The 24,656-nt window shown below is 50.5% G+C and carries 21 protein-coding genes; 12 read left to right on the plus strand and 9 right to left on the minus strand.

The window, feature by feature from the left end; all coding sequences use genetic code 11:
* Positions 1-36: 36 nt before the first annotated feature.
* The gene (ppk1, locus tag B076_RS0101825) at positions 37-2,157 is read right to left on the minus strand and encodes a polyphosphate kinase 1 (RefSeq protein ID WP_038150338.1); all 2,121 of its coding nucleotides are present in this window, start codon (positions 2,155-2,157) and stop codon (positions 37-39) included.
* 289 nt (positions 2,158-2,446) lie between these two features.
* Positions 2,447-2,776: a membrane protein insertion efficiency factor YidD gene (yidD, locus tag B076_RS11790; protein WP_051347107.1), complete on the minus strand. Its 330-nt coding sequence runs from the start codon at positions 2,774-2,776 to the stop codon at positions 2,447-2,449.
* A 172-nt stretch (positions 2,777-2,948) separates the two neighbouring features.
* Here yidD and B076_RS0101835 point away from each other — a divergent pair, with 172 nt between their 5' ends.
* From B076_RS0101835 to B076_RS0101850, 4 genes are all read left to right on the plus strand, one after another.
* Positions 2,949-4,292, plus strand: coding sequence for a dihydroorotase (locus B076_RS0101835; protein WP_028485805.1), 1,344 nt, complete (start codon positions 2,949-2,951; stop codon positions 4,290-4,292).
* Positions 4,293-4,389: 97 nt separating this feature from the next.
* Positions 4,390-5,601, plus strand: coding sequence for an EAL and HDOD domain-containing protein (locus B076_RS0101840; protein WP_028485806.1), 1,212 nt, complete (start codon positions 4,390-4,392; stop codon positions 5,599-5,601).
* 119 nt (positions 5,602-5,720) lie between these two features.
* Entirely contained in the window at positions 5,721-7,091 is a 1,371-nt protein-coding gene (locus B076_RS0101845) for an NAD-dependent succinate-semialdehyde dehydrogenase (protein WP_028485807.1), read from the plus strand.
* 7 nt (positions 7,092-7,098) lie between these two features.
* Entirely contained in the window at positions 7,099-7,866 is a 768-nt protein-coding gene (locus tag B076_RS0101850; RefSeq protein WP_028485808.1) for an EI24 domain-containing protein, read from the plus strand.
* A 146-nt stretch (positions 7,867-8,012) separates the two neighbouring features.
* Here B076_RS0101850 and B076_RS0101860 read toward each other — a convergent pair whose 3' ends face one another.
* The gene (locus B076_RS0101860; RefSeq protein ID WP_028485809.1) at positions 8,013-9,236 is read right to left on the minus strand and encodes a DEAD/DEAH box helicase; all 1,224 of its coding nucleotides are present in this window, start codon (positions 9,234-9,236) and stop codon (positions 8,013-8,015) included.
* Between the two features lie 19 nt (positions 9,237-9,255).
* Complete coding sequence (ppnN, locus tag B076_RS0101865) at positions 9,256-10,626, minus strand: nucleotide 5'-monophosphate nucleosidase PpnN (protein ID WP_028485810.1); 1,371 nt, start codon at positions 10,624-10,626, stop codon at positions 9,256-9,258.
* Between the two features lie 43 nt (positions 10,627-10,669).
* On the opposite strand from ppnN, the gene B076_RS0101870 reads away from it, so the two are divergent.
* Both B076_RS0101870 and B076_RS0101875 read left to right on the plus strand, forming a co-directional pair.
* A complete protein-coding gene (locus tag B076_RS0101870; RefSeq protein ID WP_028485811.1) occupies positions 10,670-11,773 on the plus strand; it encodes an AI-2E family transporter in 1,104 nt (367 codons plus the stop codon).
* 63 nt (positions 11,774-11,836) lie between these two features.
* Positions 11,837-12,928: an MBL fold metallo-hydrolase gene (locus B076_RS0101875; protein ID WP_028485812.1), complete on the plus strand. Its 1,092-nt coding sequence runs from the start codon at positions 11,837-11,839 to the stop codon at positions 12,926-12,928.
* Between the two features lie 389 nt (positions 12,929-13,317).
* On the opposite strand, the gene folE2 is transcribed toward B076_RS0101875, so the two are convergent.
* The 4 genes from folE2 to B076_RS0101895 form a co-directional block, all read right to left on the minus strand.
* Positions 13,318-14,277, minus strand: a complete 960-nt coding sequence (folE2, locus tag B076_RS0101880) for a GTP cyclohydrolase FolE2 (protein ID WP_028485813.1) — start codon at positions 14,275-14,277, stop codon at positions 13,318-13,320.
* 122 nt (positions 14,278-14,399) lie between these two features.
* Positions 14,400-15,482 carry a CobW family GTP-binding protein gene (locus B076_RS12895; RefSeq protein ID WP_051347108.1) on the minus strand — a complete coding sequence of 361 codons (1,083 nt, stop codon included), beginning with the start codon at positions 15,480-15,482 and terminating at the stop codon, positions 14,400-14,402.
* Positions 15,483-15,499: 17 nt separating this feature from the next.
* The gene (locus B076_RS0101890; RefSeq protein WP_028485814.1) at positions 15,500-16,852 is read right to left on the minus strand and encodes an FAD-dependent oxidoreductase; all 1,353 of its coding nucleotides are present in this window, start codon (positions 16,850-16,852) and stop codon (positions 15,500-15,502) included.
* 228 nt (positions 16,853-17,080) lie between these two features.
* Positions 17,081-17,431: an ArsR/SmtB family transcription factor gene (locus B076_RS0101895; protein WP_028485815.1), complete on the minus strand. Its 351-nt coding sequence runs from the start codon at positions 17,429-17,431 to the stop codon at positions 17,081-17,083.
* A 179-nt stretch (positions 17,432-17,610) separates the two neighbouring features.
* Here B076_RS0101895 and B076_RS0101900 point away from each other — a divergent pair, with 179 nt between their 5' ends.
* The 6 genes from B076_RS0101900 to arsJ all read left to right on the plus strand — a co-directional run bounded on the left by B076_RS0101900 (position 17,611) and on the right by arsJ (position 23,046).
* Positions 17,611-18,546, plus strand: a complete 936-nt coding sequence (locus B076_RS0101900) for an MBL fold metallo-hydrolase (protein WP_038150641.1) — start codon at positions 17,611-17,613, stop codon at positions 18,544-18,546.
* A gap of 6 nt (positions 18,547-18,552) precedes the next feature.
* Positions 18,553-19,533, plus strand: a complete 981-nt coding sequence (locus B076_RS0101905; RefSeq protein WP_211230172.1) for a permease — start codon at positions 18,553-18,555, stop codon at positions 19,531-19,533.
* A complete protein-coding gene (locus B076_RS11800) occupies positions 19,530-20,015 on the plus strand; it encodes a DUF6428 family protein (protein WP_051347109.1) in 486 nt (161 codons plus the stop codon). The genes B076_RS0101905 and B076_RS11800 overlap by 4 nt, the downstream gene beginning before the upstream one ends.
* Before the next feature lie 54 nt (positions 20,016-20,069).
* Positions 20,070-20,708 carry a thioredoxin family protein gene (locus B076_RS13130; RefSeq protein WP_245566297.1) on the plus strand — a complete coding sequence of 213 codons (639 nt, stop codon included), beginning with the start codon at positions 20,070-20,072 and terminating at the stop codon, positions 20,706-20,708.
* Positions 20,709-20,777: 69 nt separating this feature from the next.
* On the plus strand, positions 20,778-21,794 hold the full coding sequence (locus tag B076_RS0101925; protein WP_028485818.1) for an ArsJ-associated glyceraldehyde-3-phosphate dehydrogenase: 1,017 nt from the start codon (positions 20,778-20,780) through the stop codon (positions 21,792-21,794).
* Positions 21,795-21,840: 46 nt separating this feature from the next.
* Positions 21,841-23,046, plus strand: a complete 1,206-nt coding sequence (gene arsJ / locus B076_RS0101930) for an organoarsenical effux MFS transporter ArsJ (RefSeq protein ID WP_211230173.1) — start codon at positions 21,841-21,843, stop codon at positions 23,044-23,046.
* A 244-nt stretch (positions 23,047-23,290) separates the two neighbouring features.
* On the opposite strand, the gene B076_RS0101935 is transcribed toward arsJ, so the two are convergent.
* Positions 23,291-24,394 carry a YeeE/YedE family protein gene (locus B076_RS0101935; protein ID WP_245566298.1) on the minus strand — a complete coding sequence of 368 codons (1,104 nt, stop codon included), beginning with the start codon at positions 24,392-24,394 and terminating at the stop codon, positions 23,291-23,293.
* Between the last annotated feature and the right edge of the window lie 262 nt (positions 24,395-24,656).

Below are 24,656 nucleotides of genomic sequence, written 5' to 3' on the forward strand. Positions count from 1 at the left end.
CAATCAGGCTTTGCGGGGAAATACTTACGCTTGCCGTTATTGACTGTATTTTTCGATCAGCGCCTGTTGAGCGCTGAACGGCACCGATCCTTCCGGGGTGCGCTGCACATAACTGCCGTCGGCTTGCAGAATCCAGGCATTGCAGTTGTCTTCCAGATAAATGGCCAGGCCTTCCGTGTACACTTGCTGGAAGCAGTCTGGATCCAGAATCGGAAAACAGGTTTCCACTCGAGACAAGAGGTTGCGTCCCATCCAGTCGGCGCTTGAGCAGTAGAGTTCGGGATGTGCCGGACTGTTCTCAAAGTAATAAATGCGGTGGTGCTCCAGAAAACGACCGACAATGCTGGTGACGGTAATATTCTCAGACAATCCCGGCAGGCCTGGTCGCAAACTGCACATGCCGCGCACGATGAGGTCGATTTTGACACCGGCCTGAGACGCTTCGTATAGGGCGTCGATGATGCCTTTTTCCTGCAGGCCGTTCATTTTGGCGATGATGCGTGCGGATTTGCCTTGAGAGGCGTGTTCCGCTTCACGGCGGATGCGTTCGATCATGCCGGTTTGCAAAGTGAAGGGTGACTGGAGCAAGACTTCAAGTCCCTTACTTTCCCCCAGGCTGGTGAGCTGTTGGAAGATCTTTGAGGCATCGCGACCAATCTTAGGGTTGGCGGTGAACAGGCCGAAATCGGTATAGAAGCGGGTGGTGATGTGATGGTAATTGCCTGTGCCCAAATGTGTGTAGTGGCGAAGTTTGTCGCCTTCCCGGCGCACGATCAGAATCATCTTGGCGTGGGTTTTGTATCCGACCACGCCATACACCACATGCACCCCGGCATCTTGCAGGCGGGTTGCCTGAATGATGTTGGTGTCTTCGTCAAAACGGGCTCGCAGCTCGATTACCGCAGTGACTTCCTTGCCGTTGCGGGCGGCTTTTTCCAAGGCGTCGATAATTGCGGAGTCCTCACCAGTGCGGTACAGAGTCATGCGAATCGCCAGCACGTCCGGGTCGGAAGCGGCCTGTTTCAAGAAATCGATGACCGGCGTGAAAGCATCATACGGATGGTGTAATAGCAGGTCTTTGCGATGGATGCGTTCAAACAGGGTTTCAGGTTCCTTTTTGCGATGGAACAGACGGAACGACTTGTTGGGTTTTTGCTGGTTCAGCTGTTTTGGAGAGTAAGGGGTGAACAGCAGATCGGGACGGCCCACCATATCCGGAACCGCATTGAGCCGGTGCAGGTTGACCGGTCCGTTAACCTGGTAGAGATCTTCTTCGTCAAGCTGGAATTGATCGAGCAGGTAGTCCACCATATGGCGCGGACAGTTGTCGGCCACCTCTAGGCGGATCGCCCCACCATACTGGCGTCCGGAAAGTTCCCCCTTGAGGGCGCGCATGATGTCTTCCACTTCCTCTTCGTCAATGAATAGGTTGGTGTTGCGGGTCACCCGGAACTGGTAACAACCGGTTACGGTCATGCCCGGAAACAGGGTGGCCACGTTGGCGTGCAGTACCGAGGACAGGAATACAAAATCGTTTTCGCCGTCGGTGGCTTCGCTTGGCAGTTTGATCAGGCGCGGCAATGAGCGTGGAACCTGGACAATCGCCAAGCCGTTGGAGCGCCCAAATGCATCCTTGCCTTCCAAAGAGACGATGAAGTTCAAACTCTTATTGAGCACCTTGGGAAACGGGTGGGAGGGGTCGAGTCCCATCGGGCTCAATACCGGGTGCAGGGAGTCGATGAAATAGTTTCGGATCCACTCTTTGTGCTGTTCGGTCCAATGATTACGACGTAGAAAACGGATGTTCTCTTTTTCAAGTTCGGGAATCAGTACGTTGTTGAGGGTGTGATATTGGTCTTCGACGACTTCGTGCGCCACATCGTTCAGCATGTGCACGGCCTCCTGCGGCACCATGCCGTCTGGATTGGTGCGCGCCGCCGGATCGTTTTCCAGTTCATGCAGGCTGGCAAGGCGAACCTCGAAAAATTCATCCATATTCGTGCAGGAAATGCATAAGAACTTGAGCCTTTCCAATAACGGGATATCCGGGTTTTTGGCCTGAGCCAGAACGCGGCGGTTGAACTCTAGCAGGCTGCGTTCGCGGTTGATGTATTTTGGGTAGGTTTCAAGAGAGGATGCCGTCTCATCGATGTGCATGGTTGCGCCTTTTAATCTTATTTGTTTCTGAGCGAGAGCTTTGCACGAGATAGATACACGAGTAAAAAATGGCTAAAATTCGTCTGATTTTTGTTGAAAAACTTGCTAATAGCTAGCTATTAGCTGCGTTTTCCGCCTCAATCAGTCAAATTTTCTCTCATTTTTCCTTCGCGTCTTACTCGTGCAAAGCTCTCTGAGCAATCTGCCGATTTTTTCAAAAAAATAATGGAATTTTTCATTTTAGCCTATTTTGCATACAAAACATGACAGCTGCATGAATTTTGTTACCTCATTTTGAGTCACGCTGGTTCTCTGGGCCGGCTTTGTCCTGCGAGGATGCGTCCTCTTCAGGGGATGTTTTGGGAGGTTCGCTCGGGTGGTGTTTAGCATGGCAGCCACATTCCGGTACTGGATCGACCCCCCCTGGGTTGGCGGGGTGACAGCGCCCGATGCGTTTGATGGCCAGCCAGCTTCCGCAGAGCACGCCGTGTTGTTTGATGGCCTCGATCGTATAGTTTGAACAGGATGGGTAAAACCGGCATCTTGGCCCAAGTAACGGGCTGATAAACAGTTGGTAAAAGCGTACGATGCCGATTAAAAGCCACTTGATGGGGTTCATCTTCAGTCTTGTCTTTGAGTTATAGAGTCTGTCTATTCTACTGGCAGGATAACCTGGTAACAAAGCGATTTGAAAAAGCGCCATATTTTCAGGCCTTTCAGGATAAAATACACGTAAAGTTCAGCACGATATAAACGGTTTTGATGTCCACCAGTAAAAAGGAAAAATTGTCATGAACGCAGCGTTAAACAGCATTCTTATTACTCAGGCCACGATTGTGAATGAAGGCAAGTCTTGGGTGGGGGATGTTTTGATCCGCAATGGCCGAATTGCCGAAATCGCCGAGCACATTGCGCAGCCAGCCGATCAGGTGATTGATGCTTCTGGATTGACACTGCTGCCGGGGTTCATCGATGATCAGGTGCATTTTCGTGATCCGGGCTTGACTTCCAAGGGTGACATTTCCACCGAATCGAAAGCGGCTTTGGCAGGCGGCACGACCACCTTTATGGATATGCCTAATGTCAAACCCACGACCACCACAATCGAAAACTTGGAAGCCAAATATCAGATCGGTGCGCAAAAGTCATGGACCAACTATTCGTTTTATTTTGGTGCCACCAATGACAACCTTGATGAGCTGAAACAGGTGGATCCGAGCAAGGTCTGCGGGGTGAAGATTTTTATGGGCGCTTCAACCGGCAACATGTTGGTAGATCGCGAGCAGGCATTGCGCGACATTTTCACTCACAGTCCGACGTTGATCACCACCCACTGTGAAGACACGCCGATGATTCAGGCTCAGGAGGCTAAGTACCGTGAGCAGTACGGTGAGGATGTTCCGATGCAGGCGCACCCGGATATCCGTTGTCGTGAAGCCTGCTACAAGTCTTCTTCTTTTGCCGTTCAGTTGGCGAAAGAGACCGGTGCGGATTTGCATATTCTGCACTTGACCACCGCTGAAGAGATGGCGTTGTTTGACCCCGGCCCGGTTGAAGGCAAAAAAATCACCGCTGAGGCCTGTGTGCATCACTTGTGTTTCAGTGACGAAGACTATGCCCAGAAAGGGACTTTTATCAAATGTAATCCGGCCATCAAGTCGGTGTCGGATCGAGAGGCGATTCGTCAGGCCGTACGCGATGGCCGCATCGACATCATCGCCACCGATCATGCGCCGCATACCGAGGCGGAAAAACACAATAAATATTTCACCGCTCCAGCTGGTCTACCGCAGGTTCAGCAGTCTTTGTCGGCACTGTTGGACATGGTGCATGATGGTGTGTTTGATTTGCATACGGTAGTGCAGAAAATCGCGCACAATGTGGCCATACGCTATCAAATAGAAGACCGCGGTTACATTCGTGAGGGTTATTGGGCGGATTTGGTTCTGGTGGATATGAACAAGCCGCACACTGATGATAAGGCGCATAACCTGTACAAGTGTCAATGGTCACCTTGGGAAGGACACACTTTTAAATCAAGTGTGGTGAGCACCATTGTTTCCGGTGAGTTGAAATACCATCAAGGCGAGTTTGCCGAATTCACTCCGGGACAGCGCCTGCTGTTTAATCGTTAAAACATAGGCTTTATAAAGTTATGGTTTTTCTTGAATGTGTTTTCAAAACATCGTACAGTTCAAGGGCATAGCGCATGATAATCAAGGTGAAAAAAGTATGAGTAGGTCCGAGGTTTTTATTGGTCGGCAACCGGTTTTAAGCAGCGACATGAGCTTGTTCGCCTATGAGCTTTGGTTTCATCAGGGGCTCAATCCAAATGGGCATTCGGTGCCGGCCACTGAAGTTTTGATTGATAAAATTCAAAATGATATCGGTTTCCAGGCGATTGTCGGCAGCCACCCTTCGATCTTGAAATTGCCTAAAAGTCTGCTTAAGCCAGAGAGCATTCCCCAGTTTGAATCCGATCACAGGGTGATTCTGGAGCTTGAGACCGATGTGCTGAATGATGCCGAAACCCTCAAGAATCTCAAGGCTTTAAAACTCAAGGGTTATCATTTTTTACTGGACGATTGCAAAGCCGATACCGCCAGTGAAAAGCTTTCCACGATTACCGAGTATGCCAAAATACGAGTCAATCGTTTTTCCGATTCCGAGATAGAGTTGCGGAAGCTGGTAGAGCGTCTGCAAAAACAGGGCATCAAGGTGATTGCCGACATGGTGCAGAATGAAGATCAGTACCATCACCTCAAACAGTTTGGTTTTGACTACTTTTTGGGTTATTTTTTCACCAATCCCACCATTGTCAACGGACACAAGCTTTCAGGAAACAAACTCAATTTATTGCAGTTGATGGCGAAGGTAAACGCCCCGCATTCCGATTTTGACGAGTTGACCGACATTCTGTCTCAGGATGTCGGGTTGAGCCATAAGTTGTTGATGGCGATCAACCATCCCGCAAATGATGTTCCGGTCAGGGTCGAGAAGATATCTGACGGACTCAAGTATATGGGGCTCAAGCGTCTCAAGTTTTGGGTCAATCTGTTGATGTTGTCCAATATGGAGGATGTGCCGCAAGAGCTGTTGACCACCTCACTTTTGAATGCGAAGTTCTGTGAGTTGATGGCGCTACAGTCTGGCCATGAACATGAAAAAGACAGTTATTTCTTGGTTGGCTTGCTGTTCAATTTGGACGCTTATTTCAAAATCCCGATGAACGAGGTGGCCATGTCGCTGCCTTTGACGCCGGAACTTAAAGAAGCCTTGACTCAGCGAACGGGTCCTATGGGGCAGGTGCTGAACATCCTGAGTGTGATGCAGAATCAGACTCAGGATGCCGAAATTCTGGAGTTTGAGGGATTGAAAATCGATCGAATCAGCACCAATTTTATTTCCGCTTCGGCTTGGGCTCAAGAGGCTCTGATGGCCTAAGCGTAACCCTTGTCCGTAAACTCGGTCAGGCGGTTATGGTGTCACCCTTTCAGCCATGCTTATCCCGGATGTGCCGGGATAAAGCGTCATACAGAATTAATACGTTTTAGGAGTAAAAGATGGCCATGCAGTCCATTAATCCCGCCACAGGCGAATTATTAGCGACTTTTGATACTTGGGATAACGAGACTTTGCAGGAGGTGGTGACCCAAGCCGGTTACCACTTTCCGGACTGGTCGAAACTGACGCCGATTGAGGATCGTTGCGCCTTGATGCGACGGGTGGCGAATGTATTGCGGGATGACAGTGACCTTTTGGCCGAATTGATCACTCTGGAAATGGGTAAAACCTACGCCGAAGCCGAAGCCGAGATAGAAAAATCGGCTTGGGTGTGTGAATTTTATGCCGATCATGGCCCGGCTTTTCTGGCGGATGAAACCATCGAGACAGACGCCAGCAAGAGTTATGTGGCTTATCTTCCTTTGGGGGCGGTTCTGGCGGTCATGCCGTGGAACTATCCTTTCTGGCAGGTATTCCGTTTTGCAGCTCCGGCTTTGATTGCCGGTAATGTTGCATTGCTCAAGCACGCCTCCAATGTGCCGCAATGTGCCTTGGCGATTGAGGAAGTTTTCCGCAAAGCCGGCTTTCCGGACTATACCTTTACCACCTTGATGATTCCCTCCTCTCAAGTTGAGCAGGTGATTCGCCACCCGGCGGTGCGTGCCGTGAGTTTAACCGGCAGTGAACCTGCCGGACGTAAAGTAGCGAGTATCGCCGGCTCCGAATTGAAAAAGGCGGTGTTGGAACTGGGTGGTTCCGATGCCTTTATCGTATTGGACAACGCCAATATGAGCGCCGCTATTGAGGGAGCTATGAAAGGCCGTTTCATCAATATGGGGCAAAGCTGCATTGCCGCCAAACGTTTCATTGTCGACCAGTTTCTGGCGGAAGACTTTATTGAACGTTTCAAACAAGCGATCGAAAGCCATTTTGTGGCCGGCGACCCAATGGATGAGAAAACCACCTTGGCTCCTATGGCACGTCAGGATTTGTTGGATGAACTGCATGACCAGGTGATGCGTTCGGTGGAAATGGGCGCGAAGATTGTCACCGGCGGTTACCAGTTGGATCGCCCCGGCAGTTTTTACGCGCCCACCATTCTCACCAATGTGACCAGTAACATGCCCGCGTACAGCGAAGAGCTATTTGGGCCGGTGGCTGTGGTGTTGAAAGCTTCTGAACCGGCCCATGCGCTGGGCATCGCCAACTCGGTCGATTTCGGTTTGGGCGGATCCATCTGGAGTGATGATTTGGCCACCGCAGAAACCATGGCGCGTGGCATGGAATCCGGCGCCACCTATGTTAACAGCACCACTTTTTCTGATCCGCGCATGCCGTTCGGGGGCGTCAAAAACTCCGGTTACGGGCGTGAACTATCGGTTCACGGTATCCGTGAGTTCACGAACATCAAATCTATTTGGATTAAGTGAGACATCTATGATTGACCTCTTCTGGAAAACCCTAGCGGACTTGAAAGAGCCGGCCATTTTGTGGCGTCTGTTCATTCCGTTCGGTGCCGCGATTATCCTGGTGTCGGTGATGGGCTATGGATTGTTTGGCGTGTTTTTGATGAGCGATTTCATTACAAACAATCCGATGGTTCAGGAGTTCAACGGTTGGCAGCAGCAAGCCGAGCAGACGATTGGCGCCATTCCGTTTATCGGGGCGGCGTTGTTGTGGTTAATCGGCGTGGTGGTCGCGGTGATTGCTGGTATTCTCGGCATTTTGCTGGGCAGTTATCTGATTTTATTGTTTGCCATGATCATCACAGGATTCATGACCGACAGCCTGGTTAAGGCGGTGCACGACAAACATTACCCGCACACCCGTTATCAAGGTCATGGAACGATTTCCGGCATGCTTTGGAAAATGCTGAAATTCGGTTTGCTGATGTTGTTGCTGTTTTTGGTCACCATCCCCATGCTGTTTATTCCGCTGGTCAATATAGTATGGTTTTGGTTGCTCGGTTTCCTGTTTTTCCGTTATACCGTGGTGTTGGATGTGGGGCAGGTGATCTTGCCGGAATCGATGTTCAATGAAGTCAAAGCCTTGAGTAACTGGACGCCAACCCTGACGTTGGGCGGTTTTTTCGCGCTCAGCCTGCTGCCGGTGTTAAGCCTGTTTGCTCCGGTGTTGGCGGTCATCGCGTTGGCGCATTATTATTTTGATGTGCTTTCCACCATGCCAAAACAGCAGGAAGTTTGAAGAACGAAATTGCATTCGTTTTTTCTGCTTATCAAATAAAAAAAGCGGCCACAAAGGCCGCTTTTTTTGTTTTTGTAACCGGTATTGATAATGTATGTTTGCAAATCAAACCGTTTACCGACCAGGCCTGCTCATTTTGAAAAGTCTTATTTTTTGGCTTTTTTCTTGGCGGCGCTTTTTTTACCGGGTTTCTTCTTTTTCTTGCTTTTGCTTTTCTCAACATCCTTGAGGGTGAAGCGGGCTTCCAAGCCTTTTATTTTGGCGACCGGCAGGCGCTGTTGCAGGTGGTATTCGATGCGCTGCAGGTGTTCGATGTCGTGGCGTTCTACCAGGTTGATCGCCAGCCCGACCTGCTGGGCGCGCCCGGTTCGGCCGATGCGGTGTATGTAGATGTCTCCACGGAATGGCATGTCGTAGTTGATGACATGGGTGACGTTAAGCAGATCGAGACCTCTTGCCGCGACATCCGTGGCCACCAATACTTTGATTTTGCCGCTTTTGAACTTCTGCATTTTTTCCAGGCGCACCGCCTGAATGAAATCGCCATGCAATACTTGTGCGGAAACATTGCGCGATTGCAGCCAGTCGGCCACTTCGAGCGCGCGTTCTTTTTTGTTGCAGAATACGATGGCGCTGTTGCAGCTGGCATCATTGAGGATGTTTTCCAGCAGTGCCTGCTTATGCGCTTTGTCGTTGGCCAGATAGACCAGCTGTTGGATCTGTTCAGATTTTTGGTTGGGTGCTTCAATCTGGATGGTGACCGGGTCTTCCAGAATCTCTTCGGCAAATTTTCTCACGCCTGAACCGGCTAGGGTTGCGGAGAACAGGCCTGCCTGAAAATCGCCGGGAATGGCGTCGAGCAGGGCACGCACGTCTTTGCCTTGACCCATATCGAGCATGCGGTCGGCTTCGTCGATGATGACCATTTCGATTTCAGAAAGATTGACGGCGCCTTCCGCCATCAGATGTGTCAGGCGCCCCGGTGTGGCGACCAGAATGTCGAATGGATCTTTCAGGTTTTTGATCTGTTTGTTCTGATCGAATCCGCCAGTGATGATCACCGATGAGAATTCGCATAGGCTGCCCAGCTGTTTGATGACCTTGTGAATCTGAAACGCCAGCTCCCGTGTCGGAGCCAATAACATCACCCGAGGGTGGCGTGGATGTTTGGGTTCGTCCAACAGGTATTGCAGCATTGGCAATACGAAAGCGGCGGTTTTGCCTGTGCCGGTGGCGGCGCCGGCAAGTACATCCTGACGCTCCAGCAGGGCGGGAATCGCCTCGGCTTGTATGGGCGTAGGCTTGTGGTAGGCTTGTTTCTCAATGGCGCTCAGGAGTGCGCCATCCAGGTCAAAATCTTCAAATGTCATGCGAATCTCAAGTGTTGGGTCAACGAATAATCTTATAGCAGGGATTATACGTGCTTGCGTCGATTTTCATGCGTTTTTGTTCAACGAAGCTCTGCAATAAAGTGTCCATTTCCTGCATGATGTCGGGATCCCCATTAATCTCAAACGGGCCGTGGAATTCGATTTCGCGAATGCCGTCCGCCTTCACATTGCCGGCGACAATGCCTGAAAAAGCCTTGCGTAGCTGGCTGGCGAGTTCATGAGGCGGCTGGTTTTTGTGCAGGTTGAGATTCGCCATGTTCTCATGAGAGGGGATAAACGGTTGCTGCTGATCGAGTTCGATGTGCAGGCGCCAGTTGAAATAGTAGGCGTCGCTGCTCTCTTTACGGTCTTGACGAATTGCTTCCATGGCTTGTTTCATCTCTCTGGCAACCTTGCGGGGTTCGTTGATGATGATATTGAGTCTGTCCACTGCCGTTTCCCCCAAGGTATTGCGGACAAATCCGGCGATGCTCTCAAAATAGGCTTGGCTGCTGGTCGGCCCACTCAAAACCAGCGGGAAAGGTATATTGGCATTTTTGGGGTGCAAAAGAATGCTCAGCAGATACAGAATCTCTTCCATGGTGCCGGCGCCGCCAGGAAAAACCACAATGCCGTGGCCGATGCGCACAAAGGCTTCAAGGCGTTTTTCGATGTCTGGGAAAATGCACAGTTCGTTGACGATTGCATTGGGGGCTTCGGCGGCGATGATGCCGGGTTCGGTGATGCCGATGTAACGGCCATAAGCGTATCGCTGTTTGCCGTGTCCGAGTACTGCACCTTTCATGGGGCCTTTCATGGCACCCGGTCCGCAGCCGGTGCAAATGTCCAGGTTGCGCAAGCCCAGTTCATAGCCTTGGTGTTTGGAGTAATCATATTCTTCAACGGAGATGGCGTGGCCGCCCCAGCAAACAATCACATTGGGCAGGGTATTGGGTTGCAATAATTGGGCGTTGCGGGCGATGTGAAAGATGGCGTTGGTGATTCCGAAACTGTCGTCCAGTTTGAACTGGCCGGACTCCAGGATCTCGTTGCGGGCGTAAACCAGGTCACGCAAAACGGCATAAAGATGTTCTTTGAGACCGACAATCATCTCGCCGTCCACAAACGCATGTTTGGGTGGGTGATTGATGACCAATTGAACGCCGCGGCCTTTGACGGTGACTTGGATGTCGAAATCCGGATAGGCTTCCAGCAAGGCCAAGCCGCTGTCTTCGTTTGAACCGGTGTTCAAGACTGCCAAGGCGCACTGCTTTAGGAGATCGTTGAGGCCGCCGGCACTCATGTCAGACAGTTGTTCGGCTTCCTGGTAGGAGAGTATCTGCAATGAGCCTTCAGGGCGAATTATCACTTTTTCAATGTTTGGGTTCATGGTAGGGTACTCTTAATTTTTAAATTCGGTCTCGAGGACTATTATGCGTTCAAATGCTCCCTATGAGGAAGGCTTTTTACTCATTTTACTGTTGCTGGCGTTGTTTGGCCTGTTGTGGCTGTTTTCGCCCTTTCTGGAGGCGCTGTTTTTTGCCATGATTCTCGCCACCGCCAGTTATGGCTATTATGCCAAATTACTGAGACGCTTCAATGGTTCGCAGACCATGGCGGCTTCGGCCATGAGCCTGTTGGTGTTCGTCGGGGTGATTGCGCCGGTGACCTATCTGTTGGTCGAGGTCAGTCTGCAGGTCGGGCACCTTTATGGCAGTGCGCAGGCCTGGATTGGTCAGCAGAACGCGGAAAGTCTGGTCAAACTCAATCAAACTTTTTTGAGTTATCTGCCTTTGAGTGATGAGGCGCAACTGAGTGTCATCGAGCAGTTGCGCAACAATTCTGAAAAAATCATCGCCTTCGCCCAGAAGGTGACGGTGTTTTTGCTGGAAGGCATTGTCGGCAGCACCTCTTCGTTTGTGACCTTTATCGGTTTGTCGGTGTTTGCGTTGTTTTTCTTCTATCGCGACGGTCATCTGGTGGCGCACCATTTGAAAATCCTCTCCCCTTTGGAAAACTATTACGACCAGATGGTCATGGATCGTTTTGCCAGCCTGTCTGCGGTATTGACGCTGTCGGTTTTGGGGATTGCGGTGATGCAGGGGGTATCCTTCGCTTTGGTGGCTTGGCTACTTGGGCTTCCCGGTTTGTTCATCGGTATGGCCATAGCCGTGGCCTCTTTCATTCCGGTGGTCGGGGCCGCGCTGATCTGGATCCCAATTACCGTGTTTGCGCTGGTAAAAGGCGATTATGTGACCGCCGCCGTCATCGCCTTTTGGGGGGTGGTAATCACCGGGTTTGTGATCGACAACATTATGCGCCCCATTTTAATCAACCGTATTACACGCTCTTTGGGGCAGGCCGGAGAAGGTTTGGCGGTGGCCAATCATACTCTGTTGACCGTGCTTTCGACCTTTGCCGGGCTGATTCATTTTGGTGTGATTGGGCTGTTTTTCGGTCCGGTGATCGCGGCCATGGCGATCACCATCTTTGATGTTTATGAGCATAAAAATTCTAATTTGCTTGATAGAACTTAGTGATAATTACGCATAGATTTTAATGTTAAGATGCTTGTGAATGTTGAATCAAGGGAGATCTACATGAATAAGCGAATCTTAATGTTGGCGATGTCATCGGCTGTTTTAAGCAGTTCCGTTTTTGCCGCCACAAATGAAGACCCTTATGTGGCCGGATTTGAGCAATACGCCAAGGAGATCGGTTCACACAGCGTGATGCTGGAAGAGGCCGTAGAAAGTTATGCCAAGGATGTGGCCAAAACCGAGAAAAGTGTGGGTTACATTGGTAAGCAACTGCCCATACCGCAAGCCCAGAAAGTCACCGATGGGGTCTATACCGTGGTCGGCAGTATGATCTGGCATAACCCTTCCAACTACGGACTCAACAATAACCTCTCGTTTATCATTTTTGAAGATGGGGTGTTTGTGTTCAATGCCGGCGCCAATCCGGCTCTGGCATATACCCTGCATCAACAGATCAAGAAAATCACCCATAAACCGGTTAAGTGGGTTGCGGTGGAAAATAACCAGGGGCATGCCTATCTGGGCGCAAGCTACTGGGTGGATGTGGGGGTCAGAAACCTCTATTCCAGCAGCATGGCCAATCAGCAGTTTGACGAGGCTTTTCCTTACATCAAAGAGGAGTGGTCCGTGCGGGTTGGAAGAGACATTACCGCTTCGGCTCGTAATGTTGCCGACAAGTTCACTACCTTTGACGGCGAGTTAGAAATTGACGTCGGCGGCGGTGAGACGGTGTTGCTCAAAGATTTCGGGCCGGGGCACACTCCCGCTTCAACCAGTGTTTATGTTCCGTCACGCAACGTCATTCTGACCGGTGATTTGGGCTTTAACGAGCGCATGCCGGTGTTCTTCAAATACACCGATTCCTTTGCTTGGGAAGGGTCCTACAAAAACATGCTCAGTCAAATTCCGGAAGACACTATTGTGATTCCGGGACACGGTACACCAACCGATATGGCCACCGCTAAACGTCAGATGTACGATTATCTGGTGTACATGCATCAAGAGGTTCAAAAGGTGGTGGATGCCGGAGGAAACCAGGAAGATGCCGAGCAGGTTGACCAGTCGATGTACAAGGATCGTCCGGTGTTCGATCAGGCGGCTAAAAATAACGCGCGTCATATCTATCAAGAAATCACCGGTGGCGACTTCTAATTTTTGGTGAATTTTGCACATTTCTTTGTTGGAGTCGGACTCATTGAGTGTTACTCAACGTCGTCCGTCTCCGCCGCGAACTGCACTAAAATTCCCTCAAAAATTCAATCGCTTCAGTGAGAAAGCTTCGCAACCATTTGCCTAGAAATCTCTCAAAATACTTTTCCAAATTTTGTAGTCAAACATTTCTTTGTTGGACTCGGACTCATTGAGTGTGATTCAATGTCGTCCACCTCCGCCGCGAACTTCACTCAAACCAGTACCAAATTAACATGTTTGTCGGATAGACAGTACGATTTAATGTGTTTCCGATCAGGCAATAAAAAAAGCCGAAATGGACAGGCCTGTCCATTTCGGCTTTTTAGTTTACGGCAACCAACAGGATTGGCTTACTTCATCGGGTCCATCAGGTTTGGATCGTCGATGTAACCATTGTCGATACCTTTGGTGACAATCGCCACGGCGTCATGCGGATGCAGACTTTCCAGGTGGTTGACGCGTACCCAGTAGTCGAGGTAACCGCACTGGTCTAGTTTGTTTTGCAAACGTCGACCGGCGTCTTCGCAGAACATCAGATTGGAGGCGTTCAATCGTGCGAATTCCTGTTCGTCTTCGCGTTTTACCGCAGCCTGAACCGGCGTTTGCACAGCGTCTTCAATCTGATTGATCAAACCGGAGATGTCCAACTGCTCGCTTTCCGGAACCTTGACCTTGACCTGGGCGTAAGAACGCTGGCTGTGCGGGGTGGCGTTGATGCCCTCCGGGGTTCCGAGCCAGTCAAGCACGGTTTGATAATCAAGCGATTGTCCCGCAAACTGGGCTTCAAAGGCTTCTTGAATCAGTTGGCGGGACAGGGCTGCGGAACAGGGGCAGGTCGAAGAGTAAGGGATCTCTATCGACAGTTCACATTCAAACTCACCATTGCGCAGTTCGCCGCGCAAGGTGGTCGGGTAGTGTTTCCAGCCGCTGTTGTCGCTTTTCAGTGAGTTGCGGCGTTCGTAGTAGTCGAACTTGAATTCTACAAAAGCATGCGTACTCAGCGTTTGGTGGGAATCAATGAATGCGTCCAAAATGGCTTTGACGGCTTTTGGCGTCAAGGCTTTTTGGGTGGCCATCTGGTCAAGCAGCAAATACAAACGCGACATATGAATGCCTTTGCTTTGCGGGTCAATCAGGTTCACGTAGGCTTGCGCCTGAGAAGACAGGCGTACATCAATCGCGGCCGAACCGTCCGATTGGGCTTGTTTCACTAAAATAGGGAGTTCGATTCCACTCATTCCAACCCAGTTCAGTTTACCTGTCGGGCCAAAATGTGGTTGGCATGCGATATCGGGCATGTGCTTGGTCATGCAATTTCCTTCGACTTTAAGAGAGCTTTTTAAAGAGGGCTCTGAATGGCAGGGAGGTAAATCCTTGTCATTAATGAAAATAAGACGCAATTCTAGCAAATTTTTGTTATGCACATAAATTTTTAATGACGTTTTTTTGACGAATGTATGCAACTAAGTAGTTGAATTTCAATGTCCTTGGCTGTGGTTGGGTTTTTGTGCGGGCCCGATTTTAGCGGCAAATGACCGGTTTTGAAAATCAGTTCCAGGCGAGAATCTTGACGCCAGGCGATGTCTTCAAACTGTAATCCTTCCCCCGACCCGTTTATAAGTTGCCACTCTTTACCGGTTTTGAGCAACCCTTTGGCGCGACTTAAAAGCGGATTAAGCTGTTCAAAAAAGGCCTTGAGTTGCACTCGGTTAAACTGGGTGTCGGCGCTGAATATCCAGCCTAAGGCTTGAATTTGTCCGTTCTCCGGGTCTTTTGAAAGTTGGCAGACCTGTACCCCCGGCAGAGTCGAGTGATGCATTTCGGTTTGGTAAGTGGTTGGGCTCAGGTGGCTATACGCAGTATGCAACAATACAAAGTCAGCCGGGCGGTGTGGCTGTTTCAACTTGGCCAGTTCAATGCGACCGAACTCCGTGCGGATGACTTCGGTTTTTGGCGGATAGAGCCCGTCCACTAAAGTGTGGGCGCTGTCCTCTTGTTGGGCGCTGCTCAAGTCGATTTTATTGAGTAGAACAATGTCCGCCAAGGTCACCAGATCGCGCATCACGGTGGATTTGCGCCAGCGTTCCTTTGTCAGTTGTTGAGGGGTGATCACGCAGATGATCGCCTGCAAGTCTAAAGGACGTTGGAGGGGGGCGTGTTTTAGCGTGTCGATGATTTTGGCGGGGTGTCCGAGTCCGGTCGGCTCAATCCACAAGCGATCCAGATCATTTTCAAGTAACTGCTGCAAGGCTTGCGTGAGTCCGAACTGGGCGGTGCAGCACACACAGCCCCCGGAGACTTCCAGAATGTGAACGGAGGCTTTTTGGTCTTGTGACTGGGTTTCGGCTTCGGCTTTGAGTGTGGCGGCATCAATGTCGATGTCACCGAATTCGTTGATTAAGATGCCCCAGCGTTCACTGACGGGTTTCTGTTGTAACAGCTGTTTGAGCGTGGTGGTTTTGCCGCTTCCTAAAAGGCCGCTTATCAGGTGGACGGGAAGGGCACGAGCAGTCACGGTAAGAGGCTCTGGGCTTATTTGAAAAACAACAGGTCGTCGCCTTCCAGTAGCTCTTCCACCAGCGTCTCTTTATCCAGATTCACCCCGAGACGTTCGGCAATGATCTGTGCGTCGCGATAGGCGTTGCCCAGGCAGGTGGTGGCGCCCGGCGACGGCGTCATGTTGAAAATCAGGTTCTCTTTTTCCGGCACAATGCTGGCTTCACCCAGTTTCAATTTCATCTCGGTCTTGTCGATGACTTGAGGGCGCAAGCCGCCGATGCCGGCCGCGTATTCCAAATCCTCGGGTTTAATGTCCGGCAGGATTTTCTGGGCGTCTTTGGCAAACAGGCGTTGACGTACCCACGGGATTTCAAACGCGAAATTGCGGAAAATGTAGTTGCGGATGGTGCTGTCTTTCATCAAATCCCAAAAGACTTTGAGCACTTTGAAATCGAGTTTCAAACTTTTCCAGAAATCCCAGTAGGTGCCGCCTGTATAGCGTTCCAGTTTGGGCAGAACCAGGGCGGTCGGCCCCAATCGGGTTTTGTCGAGCTCCACCAAATCCGGATCGCCGTGCAAAGCGGCAAACGGCAGTTTGTCGTTTTGCATGGTGTAGACCTTGCCGTTGAGCATTTTTGGCACGTAATAGAAGCTGCCGGCCATCGGCAAAATCGACATGTCCAGACCGTGTCCTAGCTGGTTGGCCAGCAATAAGCTGTGCGCGCCGGCGGACACCACCACAAATTGCGCCATAAAGGTGCCTTGTGGGGTGGTGAGTTCGTAATGGTCATCAAAGCGGGCGATTTTTTCGACTTGCGCTCCCAAGGAGACGTTGATCTCTTTGCCGTATTTACGAGCGCTGTTGATGAACGACTTGGATAGGTTGCCATAGTTGACGGCGGAATATTCATCGGTACAGCCCGAAGCGAGGATTTTTTCCGGACGCGGCTGTCCATCTTTAAAGGCAACTTTGGGTTCGACTTCGGCGATGCGCTCGGCGTCCCAGAGTTCCATATAAGGGAAGGCTTCGGCAAAGGTGTGATGGCGTTCTTCCAAGCGGGCGCATTCGTCTTCGCCCACGGCCAGAATCATCTTGGGGAACTTGAACAGGAAATCGTTCTTTTCAACCTGGTTGGCGTAATGCACCAGCATATTGGCCTGGCGTTTGACGATAACCGCTTTTTCAAGCGTATAGTTGGTTTCGATATCACCGCAGTGCAGGGTTTGGCTGTTGCTGCGGGCATTGGAGTTTAAGGGTGCCAGTGAGCCATATTTTTCAAGCACGGCGATGGATTTGACATCGCTGTATTTAGATAAAATATAAGTCAGGGCACTGCCGGAAATTCCGCCACCGACGATGACAACATCAAAGACTCTGTTTTTCATTTACCAAACTCTGCTTTAGGCTTTTAAATATAAAGAGAGCTTTGACTCGTGCAAAGCTCTCATAAGGAGCCCATTATATAAAATAATTTTCCCGCATATCGATTTAACTCCGCCCAAGTTTATGGTTTTATGGCATTCATGCTGTGCATTTTAAGCAGAATTCACACTGTTGCCGAACCGGGATACGTCAAAGTGAGCAGGCCTGTTCATTTTGTTGAAGCTTTGAAATTAAGAGAGTGCGCACTTTCTAGGGGCCTTTTCATGTTCGATTAAGCGGTTTTGGTCTTGCTGAATTTCGGCAAAATCCTGCATGGTCGATTCAATAAACTCGCGGTTGACCGGGTCAAGTGTGGCTTGGTTGAGCGCGTAGTGCATCCAGGTGCCTTCCCGCCAGGCTTGTACCATGCCGGCATTTTTCAGGTAAGACAGATGACGCGAGACGGTGCTTTGGTTGAGTTGCAGAATCTCAACCAAGTCGCAAACACATAGGGAATCACGCTGCATCAGCAGGTGGATGATGCGAAGCCTGATGGGTTCGGACAAGGATTTGTAAATCTGAGTTAGGGTGTCAAGGGTCATGGAATTGTCTGTTAAGCCTTTTTTAACAAAATCGGAGCAGTCTTTTATTCTGAACGATTTTTTCATAATTTTCTAATGTATGGCTTGTAATTTACGATAAAAACAGGAAAAATGTATATCCGTATAAGCGAATATAAACAATTAAACCGATGTTGCAAACAGTTGCAAAAGGAGTGGGAATGAAAAGCTTGAAAAAACTGGTGGGGTTTTTAATGGTGCTGTGGGGGCTTTCTTCGCAATCCGCGCTGGGATTTGAGGTGAAGTTTGAGCCGGTTGCCGATCAGGTCTATGCCTACGTTGGCCCTTTGACGAATCGTACCGAAGAAAATCTGGGGCTGAACAACAATATCGGTCTGGTGGTCACGAGTGAAGGAGCGGTGCTGATTGACTCCGGTGCCGGCAATCCTTCAGCCAAAGCCTTGGAGCAGGCCGCCAAGCGCATTACCGACCAGCAGATTGTGGCTGTCATCAACACCGGCAGCCAAGATCATCGCTGGTTGGGAAACGACTATTTTGCGGCCAAGGGAGCGAAAGTGTATGCGTTGGCCAAAACCGTGGCCACCCAGAAAAGCATGGCATTAGGGCATATCGAGAAAATGACAAAAGTCTCGACCCTGTTCGCCACGACCCAGCCGGCCTATGCAGCCAACCCTTTTGAAGGTGAGACAGGTAAATTCAGTGTGGGAGGCGTGGACTTTGAACTGCTTTTCTTGGGGGATGCTCACTTTCCTGGCGATGCAGTCTTGTGGCTGCCCAATCAGAAGGTGTTGTTTTCCGGCGACTTGATCTATGTTGACCGCATGCTGGGAGTGCATCCTTTTTCTAAGGTGAACTCTTGGCAGCAGGCCTTTCATAAGGCGGAATCGTTTCCAGCCAAGGTGATCGTGCCGGGGCACGGACAGGTGTGTGATTGGAAAAAGGCACGACGCGATACCGGTGACTATTTGGATAAGTTGGTGGAGGTGATGTCGGCCGCTGCAGACGAAATGTTGGGTGTGGATCAGGCGGTGGCAGACAATGCGGATTGGCCGGAATTCAAACATCTGGAGCATTACGATTCCTGGCATAAAACCATTTTAAACCGAACCTATCTGCAATTTGAACAGGGTATGTAAGTCGGTATGTTTGAGCTGTTCGACCTTATTGGAAACTGGGTTGCGTATGATTTGCTGACACTGGCCAGCGACAGTGCCTCGGGTGCGGCCATTCAGTTTTTTGTGATGGATGCCCTGAAGATATTCTTTTTGCTGGTGGTGATTATTTACGCCATGGGTTTGCTCAGGGCGTTTGTCTCTACCGAACGCATTCGCGCGCTTGTTGCAGGCAAACCTTTGTGGGTAGGGCGTTCGATGGCGATTGGTCTTGGATCGGTCACACCGTTTTGTTCGTGCTCGTCGGTGCCGCTGTTTATCGGTTTTGTGGAAGCGCGCATTCCGGTGAGTATTACGTTTGCCTTTTTGATTGCCAGTCCGATGGTCAATGAAGTGGCGGTCGTGTTGCTGGTCTCGCTTCTGGGCTGGGAGGTGGCATTGTGGTATGTGCTTGCCGGTTGGGCCGTGGCCTATGTCGGCTCGGTGGTGATCGGCTGGTTCAAGCCAGAGCGTTGGGTGGAGTCCTATGTATGGGATATTCAACGCCGCCAGCAGCAGGAAGCCTTTGCACAGGCCAACGGTTTCAAGGCGCGGCATGATTTCGCGTGGAACGAAGTGAAGGTCATCGTAAGACGCATCTGGCACTGGGTGATCATCGGTATCGGTTTGGGCGCCTTGTTTCACGGTTATGTACCCGAAGCGTGGGTGACGGCCACCCTGGCCGACGCGGCTAATTGGTGGAGCGTGCCGGCTGCGGTATTGTTGGGTGTGCCGCTTTATTCCAACGCCACCGGGGTGATTCCAGTGGTAGAGGCGATGCTGGGTAAAGGTGTGCCGTTAGGCACAAGCCTGGCGTTGATGATGAGCATCGCGGCGCTGTCTTTGCCCGAACTGTTGATTTTAAGAAAAGTGATCCGTTGGCCGGCTTTGGCGCTGTTTGTGGCGGTGTTGGTCGTGGCGTTTATTTTGGTGGGTTATTTGTTTAATTGGTTAGGGCAGTGGATGGTATGACGATTCAATTTCAGGTGTTTAAGAGAGTTTTAACCGAACATCCCGAAAAGACGTTACGGTTTGTATTGCTCGATTCCAAGCCGGTTCCGGCGCATTTTCACATTACCGATGTGGGGAGCGTTTTTCGCCACTTCATCGATTGCGGTGGACAGGTTCGCGAGGAGTCTTATGTGCAAATTCAGTTGTGGTTAGGAGCCGATAGAGAGCACCGTTTAACTGCCGAGACGGCCAGTAAAATTTTGCATCAGAGTCAGGAAGTATTAACAAAGTTACCGCATTTAGCGCATTCTGAGGTCATGATTGAATATCAGACGGATCTGATGGCGCTCTATTCTATTGATGAAGTTGAAGTCGGCGAATTTGAAATCGTATTCAGCCTGGCGGCCACGCAGACGCAATGCCTGGCGGCTTTGCGTCATGAACAGGAAAAACAGCTTGGCCAAGCCACAGCCTGTTGCGCCAAGAGCAGCTGTTGTGGCTGATCTGGCTTGCGATTTAAGGGTGATTTAAGGTAATGAATTTATAAGGAGTTAAAAATGATGGTGAGTATAAAAGGCAATAAGCCATTGCGTTTTTTTGCAATGGCAATGATCGTTTTATTAGTGGTGGCGCATTTTATGGATCAGGTCGATCTGACCGAGGTGTCGTTTTTATGGCTGATGATCGCCATGGCCTTGAACGCCATTCAGGCATCCTTCAGCGGATTTTGTCCAATGTTCAAGAATGCCCGTGGTGAATGTGTCGCCTGTGGCGTGGTGTGCGATTCCGACAAAAGTCAGGCTAAAGATTTGGGTTGTTGCTCAACTCCCTCCGGCAATGCAAGCACGGGCGGAAACGAGAACTGTTGTTCCGGTGACTCCAAGACCTCCTCGGGATGTTGTAGCGGGACGCAAGAATCCAAGTCGTCTTGTTGTGCCGATCAGGAGGCTTTGCTGATAAAAGTATTGGGAACCGGATGCGCCAGCTGCAACAACACGGTCAAGCTGATTGAGGAAGCGGCGCAGCATAAAGGAGTTTGCGTGGCGGTTGCCAAGGTGGAGGATGTGGCGGAAATTGCGGCTTACGGCGTCCTCTCGACACCGGCGGTGGTGATTCACAACCAGGTGGTGCACTCCGGTTCGATCCCCACTCGAAAGCAGGTGGATGAGTGGTTGGACACTTCAAAAAGTCAATGAAGGTGATTCATAGGCTTGTCATATTGACGTGGTCTAATAGGCCACACTAAATTTTGAGAGGAAAGACCCATGACGATTAAAGTGGCGATAAACGGTTTTGGCAGAATGGGGCGCTTGGCGTTGCGCGTCGCCTATGATTGGCCGGGAGTGGAGTTTGTGCACATTAATGAGACCGCGACCGATGCCTATGGTTCGGCGCATCTTCTGAACTTCGATTCGGCGCACGGTCGCTGGCATCATCAGGCCACCGAGGATGCGGATCAGATTGTAATCGGCGATCATGCCATCAGTTACACGCAAAATTCGGCCATCGGCGATACCGACTGGGCCGCGCTTGAGGTGGATGTGGTGCTGGAGTGTACCGGAGCATTTCGTACCCTTGAAAAGCTTCAGCCTTATCTGGATCAGGGCATTAAACAGGTGATTGTGGCCGCACCCATGAAAGAGGGCATTAAGAATATCGTCATGGGGGTGAATGATGACATTTTCGAGGCGGGCAAAGACCGAGTCATCACTGCGGCTTCCTGCACCACCAACTGTATTGCGCCGGTGATTAAGGTGTTGCATGAGCAGATCGGCATTCAGCACGGCATGATCACCACCATGCACGACCGCACCAATACTCAAAAAGTGGTGGATCATGGACATAAGGACTTAAGACGTGCACGTGCCGGGTTTGAATCTTTGATTCCCACCACCACCGGTTCGGCCAAGGCGATCGGTACGATTTTTCCGGAACTGAATGGGCGCTTGAATGGTTTGGCGGTGCGTGTGCCTTTGATGAACGCTTCTTTGACCGACTTGGTGTTGGAGATGAAACGCGAAACCTCGGTGGATGAAGTCAATTCACTGTTCAAACAAGCGTCTGAAAGCTATCTGAAAGACATTTTGGGCTATGAAGAACGTCCGTTGGTGTCGGTGGATTACGAAGGCGAACTGTGCTCGGCGGTGATTGATGCGCCTTCTACTATGGTGGTTGACGGCACTCAACTGAAGGTGTTGGCCTGGTACGACAATGAGATCGGTTATGTGGCGCGCATGATGGAGTTGGCCATCAAGGTCGGTTCCATGAATCAGGCTGGCTAAAGACATGGGAATCACCAGGCCTGCTGGTTTTGAAAAGGAAGGTTTTATGAATCCGATGCAACAATATGCGATTGTGACCGCCAATTATTGGGCGTTTACTCTGACCGACGGTGCCTTGCGCATGCTGATTCTGCTGTTTTTTTATCAGCAGGGATTCACACCGTTTGAGATTGCGATGCTGTTTGTGCTCTATGAGTTTTTCGGTATCGTCACTAATCTGATCGGTGGTTGGCTGGGCGCAAAAATGGGGCTGAAGCTCACCATGGACGTGGGTTTGGCGTTGCAAATCGCGGCCTTGATGATGCTGACAGTCAATCCAGAGTGGCTCACGGTGTTTTATGTGATGATCGCCCAAGCTTTGTCGGGAATCGCCAAAGACCTCAACAAGATGAGTGCCAAAAGCAGCATCAAAAGCCTAGCCAGCGAGGCAGAAGGTCAGCTTTACCGTTGGGTGGCGCTGCTCACCGGTTCTAAAAACGCCTTGAAGGGCGTGGGTTTTTTTATCGGGGCTTTTCTGCTTGCCAGCGTCGGCTTTGAAAACGCCCTTTACGTTCTGACAGGCCTGTTGGTTTTGGCTTTGTTGGTGTCTTTAGTGTTTTTGGATAACCGTCTGGGACGGGCTAAAAACAAGCCAAAATTCAGCGAACTGTTTTCCAAAAGCCCGGCGGTCAACGGCTTGTCGGCGGCGCGATTTTTCTTGTTTGGCGCACGCGATATCTGGTTTGTGGTGGCGCTTCCGGTCTATCTGGCGAGCGTTTTAGGATGGACGCATACTGAAATTGGCGCTTACTTGGCGTTTTGGGTTATTGGATACGGCTTGATTCAGGCGGCCGCGCCTAAATTGACCGGCATTCGGGGGGGGGATCGTCAGGCGACTCCATCCTTACCACCCACGGCCAGAACCGCCATGTTGCTCGCGTTCGCCTTGGCTACTATTCCGCTGGTGATGGGATTAACCCTGAGTTTTGAACCGCAATGGATTCTGCTGATTGGTTTAATCGTCTTTGCGGTGGCATTTGCCCTCAACTCAGCGGTGCACTCTTATCTGATTGTTTCTTATGCCGATGCCGACGGCACCTCAAAAGATGTCGGCTTTTACTATATGGCCAACGCCGGTGGGCGTTTGGCCGGCACCTTGTTGTCCGGGTACGTTTACCAAGTGGCGGGAATGGAGGCCTGTCTGTTTGTCGCCGCCGCCTTTGTGGTCATTGCCGGTGCCCTGGCGGGCCGCATTGCCCCGCAAAGCCTTTAAAGAAGCAAGCACGACGCTGTTTGAATAAAAGTGAACAGGCCTGTTCACTTTTCAAGGTCGTGTCTGATTATTGCTCGTTGTGCCTGCCGTTTGTGTATTCCTCTATGTCATTTGGGTTTTATCGGACATTGCAATTGCCCTGGCATCCCGAGCATAGCGAGGGATCTCTTAATCGTCGCACAAAAGGCTGGATATCCTTCAGCTACGCTTCACGATGCCGCCGAATGGTTGGCTTTTGGTCGTTTCAACCTTGTAACAAACGCGCCCTCAGCTTCAATCCCACATAGTTGCCCATCAGCGCAAACACAAACCATACCCAGCCATGTGCGCTGCCCGAGGCGATTCCGCTGAAAAATGCGCCGATATTGCAGCCTGATGCCATCACCGCGCCAAAGCCCATAATCAGGCCTCCCGCCATGCTGCCCAGCATGCCTTTGGTGGTCATCGGAATTTTGGCTCTGGGGTGCGCAATCGAGACAATCAGCGCGCCCAATATCACACCGATGGTGGTTAAGCTCACCGGATTCTCGAACAGTCCTTGATTTAAGCGCGTGGTGTTTTCCATGCTGTAATCCCAAAATCGCCAGTCGATTGGCAGTTGCAGCAGGTCGATGACACGGCTGCCCCAATAGGGAAAGATCGAGCTGATCGACCAGGGCGAACCGGATACAAATAACAATAGGGCGTTCAAAACAGCCAGGCTCAACGCCGCCAGCAGAAAAGGGTGAACAGCTCTTTTGGACGCTTTTTTGTCATAAAGCGGTTCCAGTGTGGCATGGCGTCGCTTTTCGATTTTGGTCAGCAGCAGATACAGGCCTGCCAGTATTGCAATCTGTATGAATGCACCTAACCTCCAACCAAATTTCAGTTGAAATGCAAAGGGTTCCAAGCTGGGCAAGTTCTGCCAGTCATTGTAAGTGAAAGCCGCCAAGGTGCCGCCCACCATCATGAAAAACAAGGTAGTGAAAGACAAAGGCTGAAGTTGCCCGACTCGATTCAGCGTGCCGGAGGTACAGCCGCAGCCAATCTGCATGCCAATGCCAAATAGAAAGGCACCGATTGGAATAGCCAGACTCAAACTGCGAATGAATCCTGTGAAATTATGCTGTTGCCACTGCTCCACCGCCAACAAGGGTGCGAACAGCACAATCGCCAAGCCCAGCATCCAGATGATGGCGCGCATGCCCGAAGTCTTACCTTCATTCAGCAGGGATCGGAAACTGCTGCTGAATCCATATTGGAAATAGTTCAGTGTCGCACCCAGCAAAGCTCCAATCAGGATCAACCCCCATAGGTCGTTCACTGAGGAGGGATTAGACCATAAAGTCAGACCTATAAAAGTTGCCAACAGTAGGCCGGGGATGAGGAGTAAGGGCACCATATTCATTTATCTGCTGTTTGAAATCACATTTCATATTAATAAGTTTTGTTTATTAAAGATAATAAATAAATTCTATGTATGGATTATTCATGAAGTGAATTTATGAGAGTCCTATTTTTATAAAAAGGACTGATATCAGAGGATTTTAATGTGTATGTTTGAGATGAAAAAGTTATTTCAAATCAATTTAGTAAGTAATTAACCCTAAGGGGTGATGGCGTCGTTAAGC

Source organism: Thiomicrorhabdus chilensis DSM 12352 (assembly GCF_000483485.1).
In the GTDB taxonomy this organism is placed as follows: Bacteria; Pseudomonadota; Gammaproteobacteria; order Thiomicrospirales; family Thiomicrospiraceae; genus Thiomicrorhabdus; species Thiomicrorhabdus chilensis.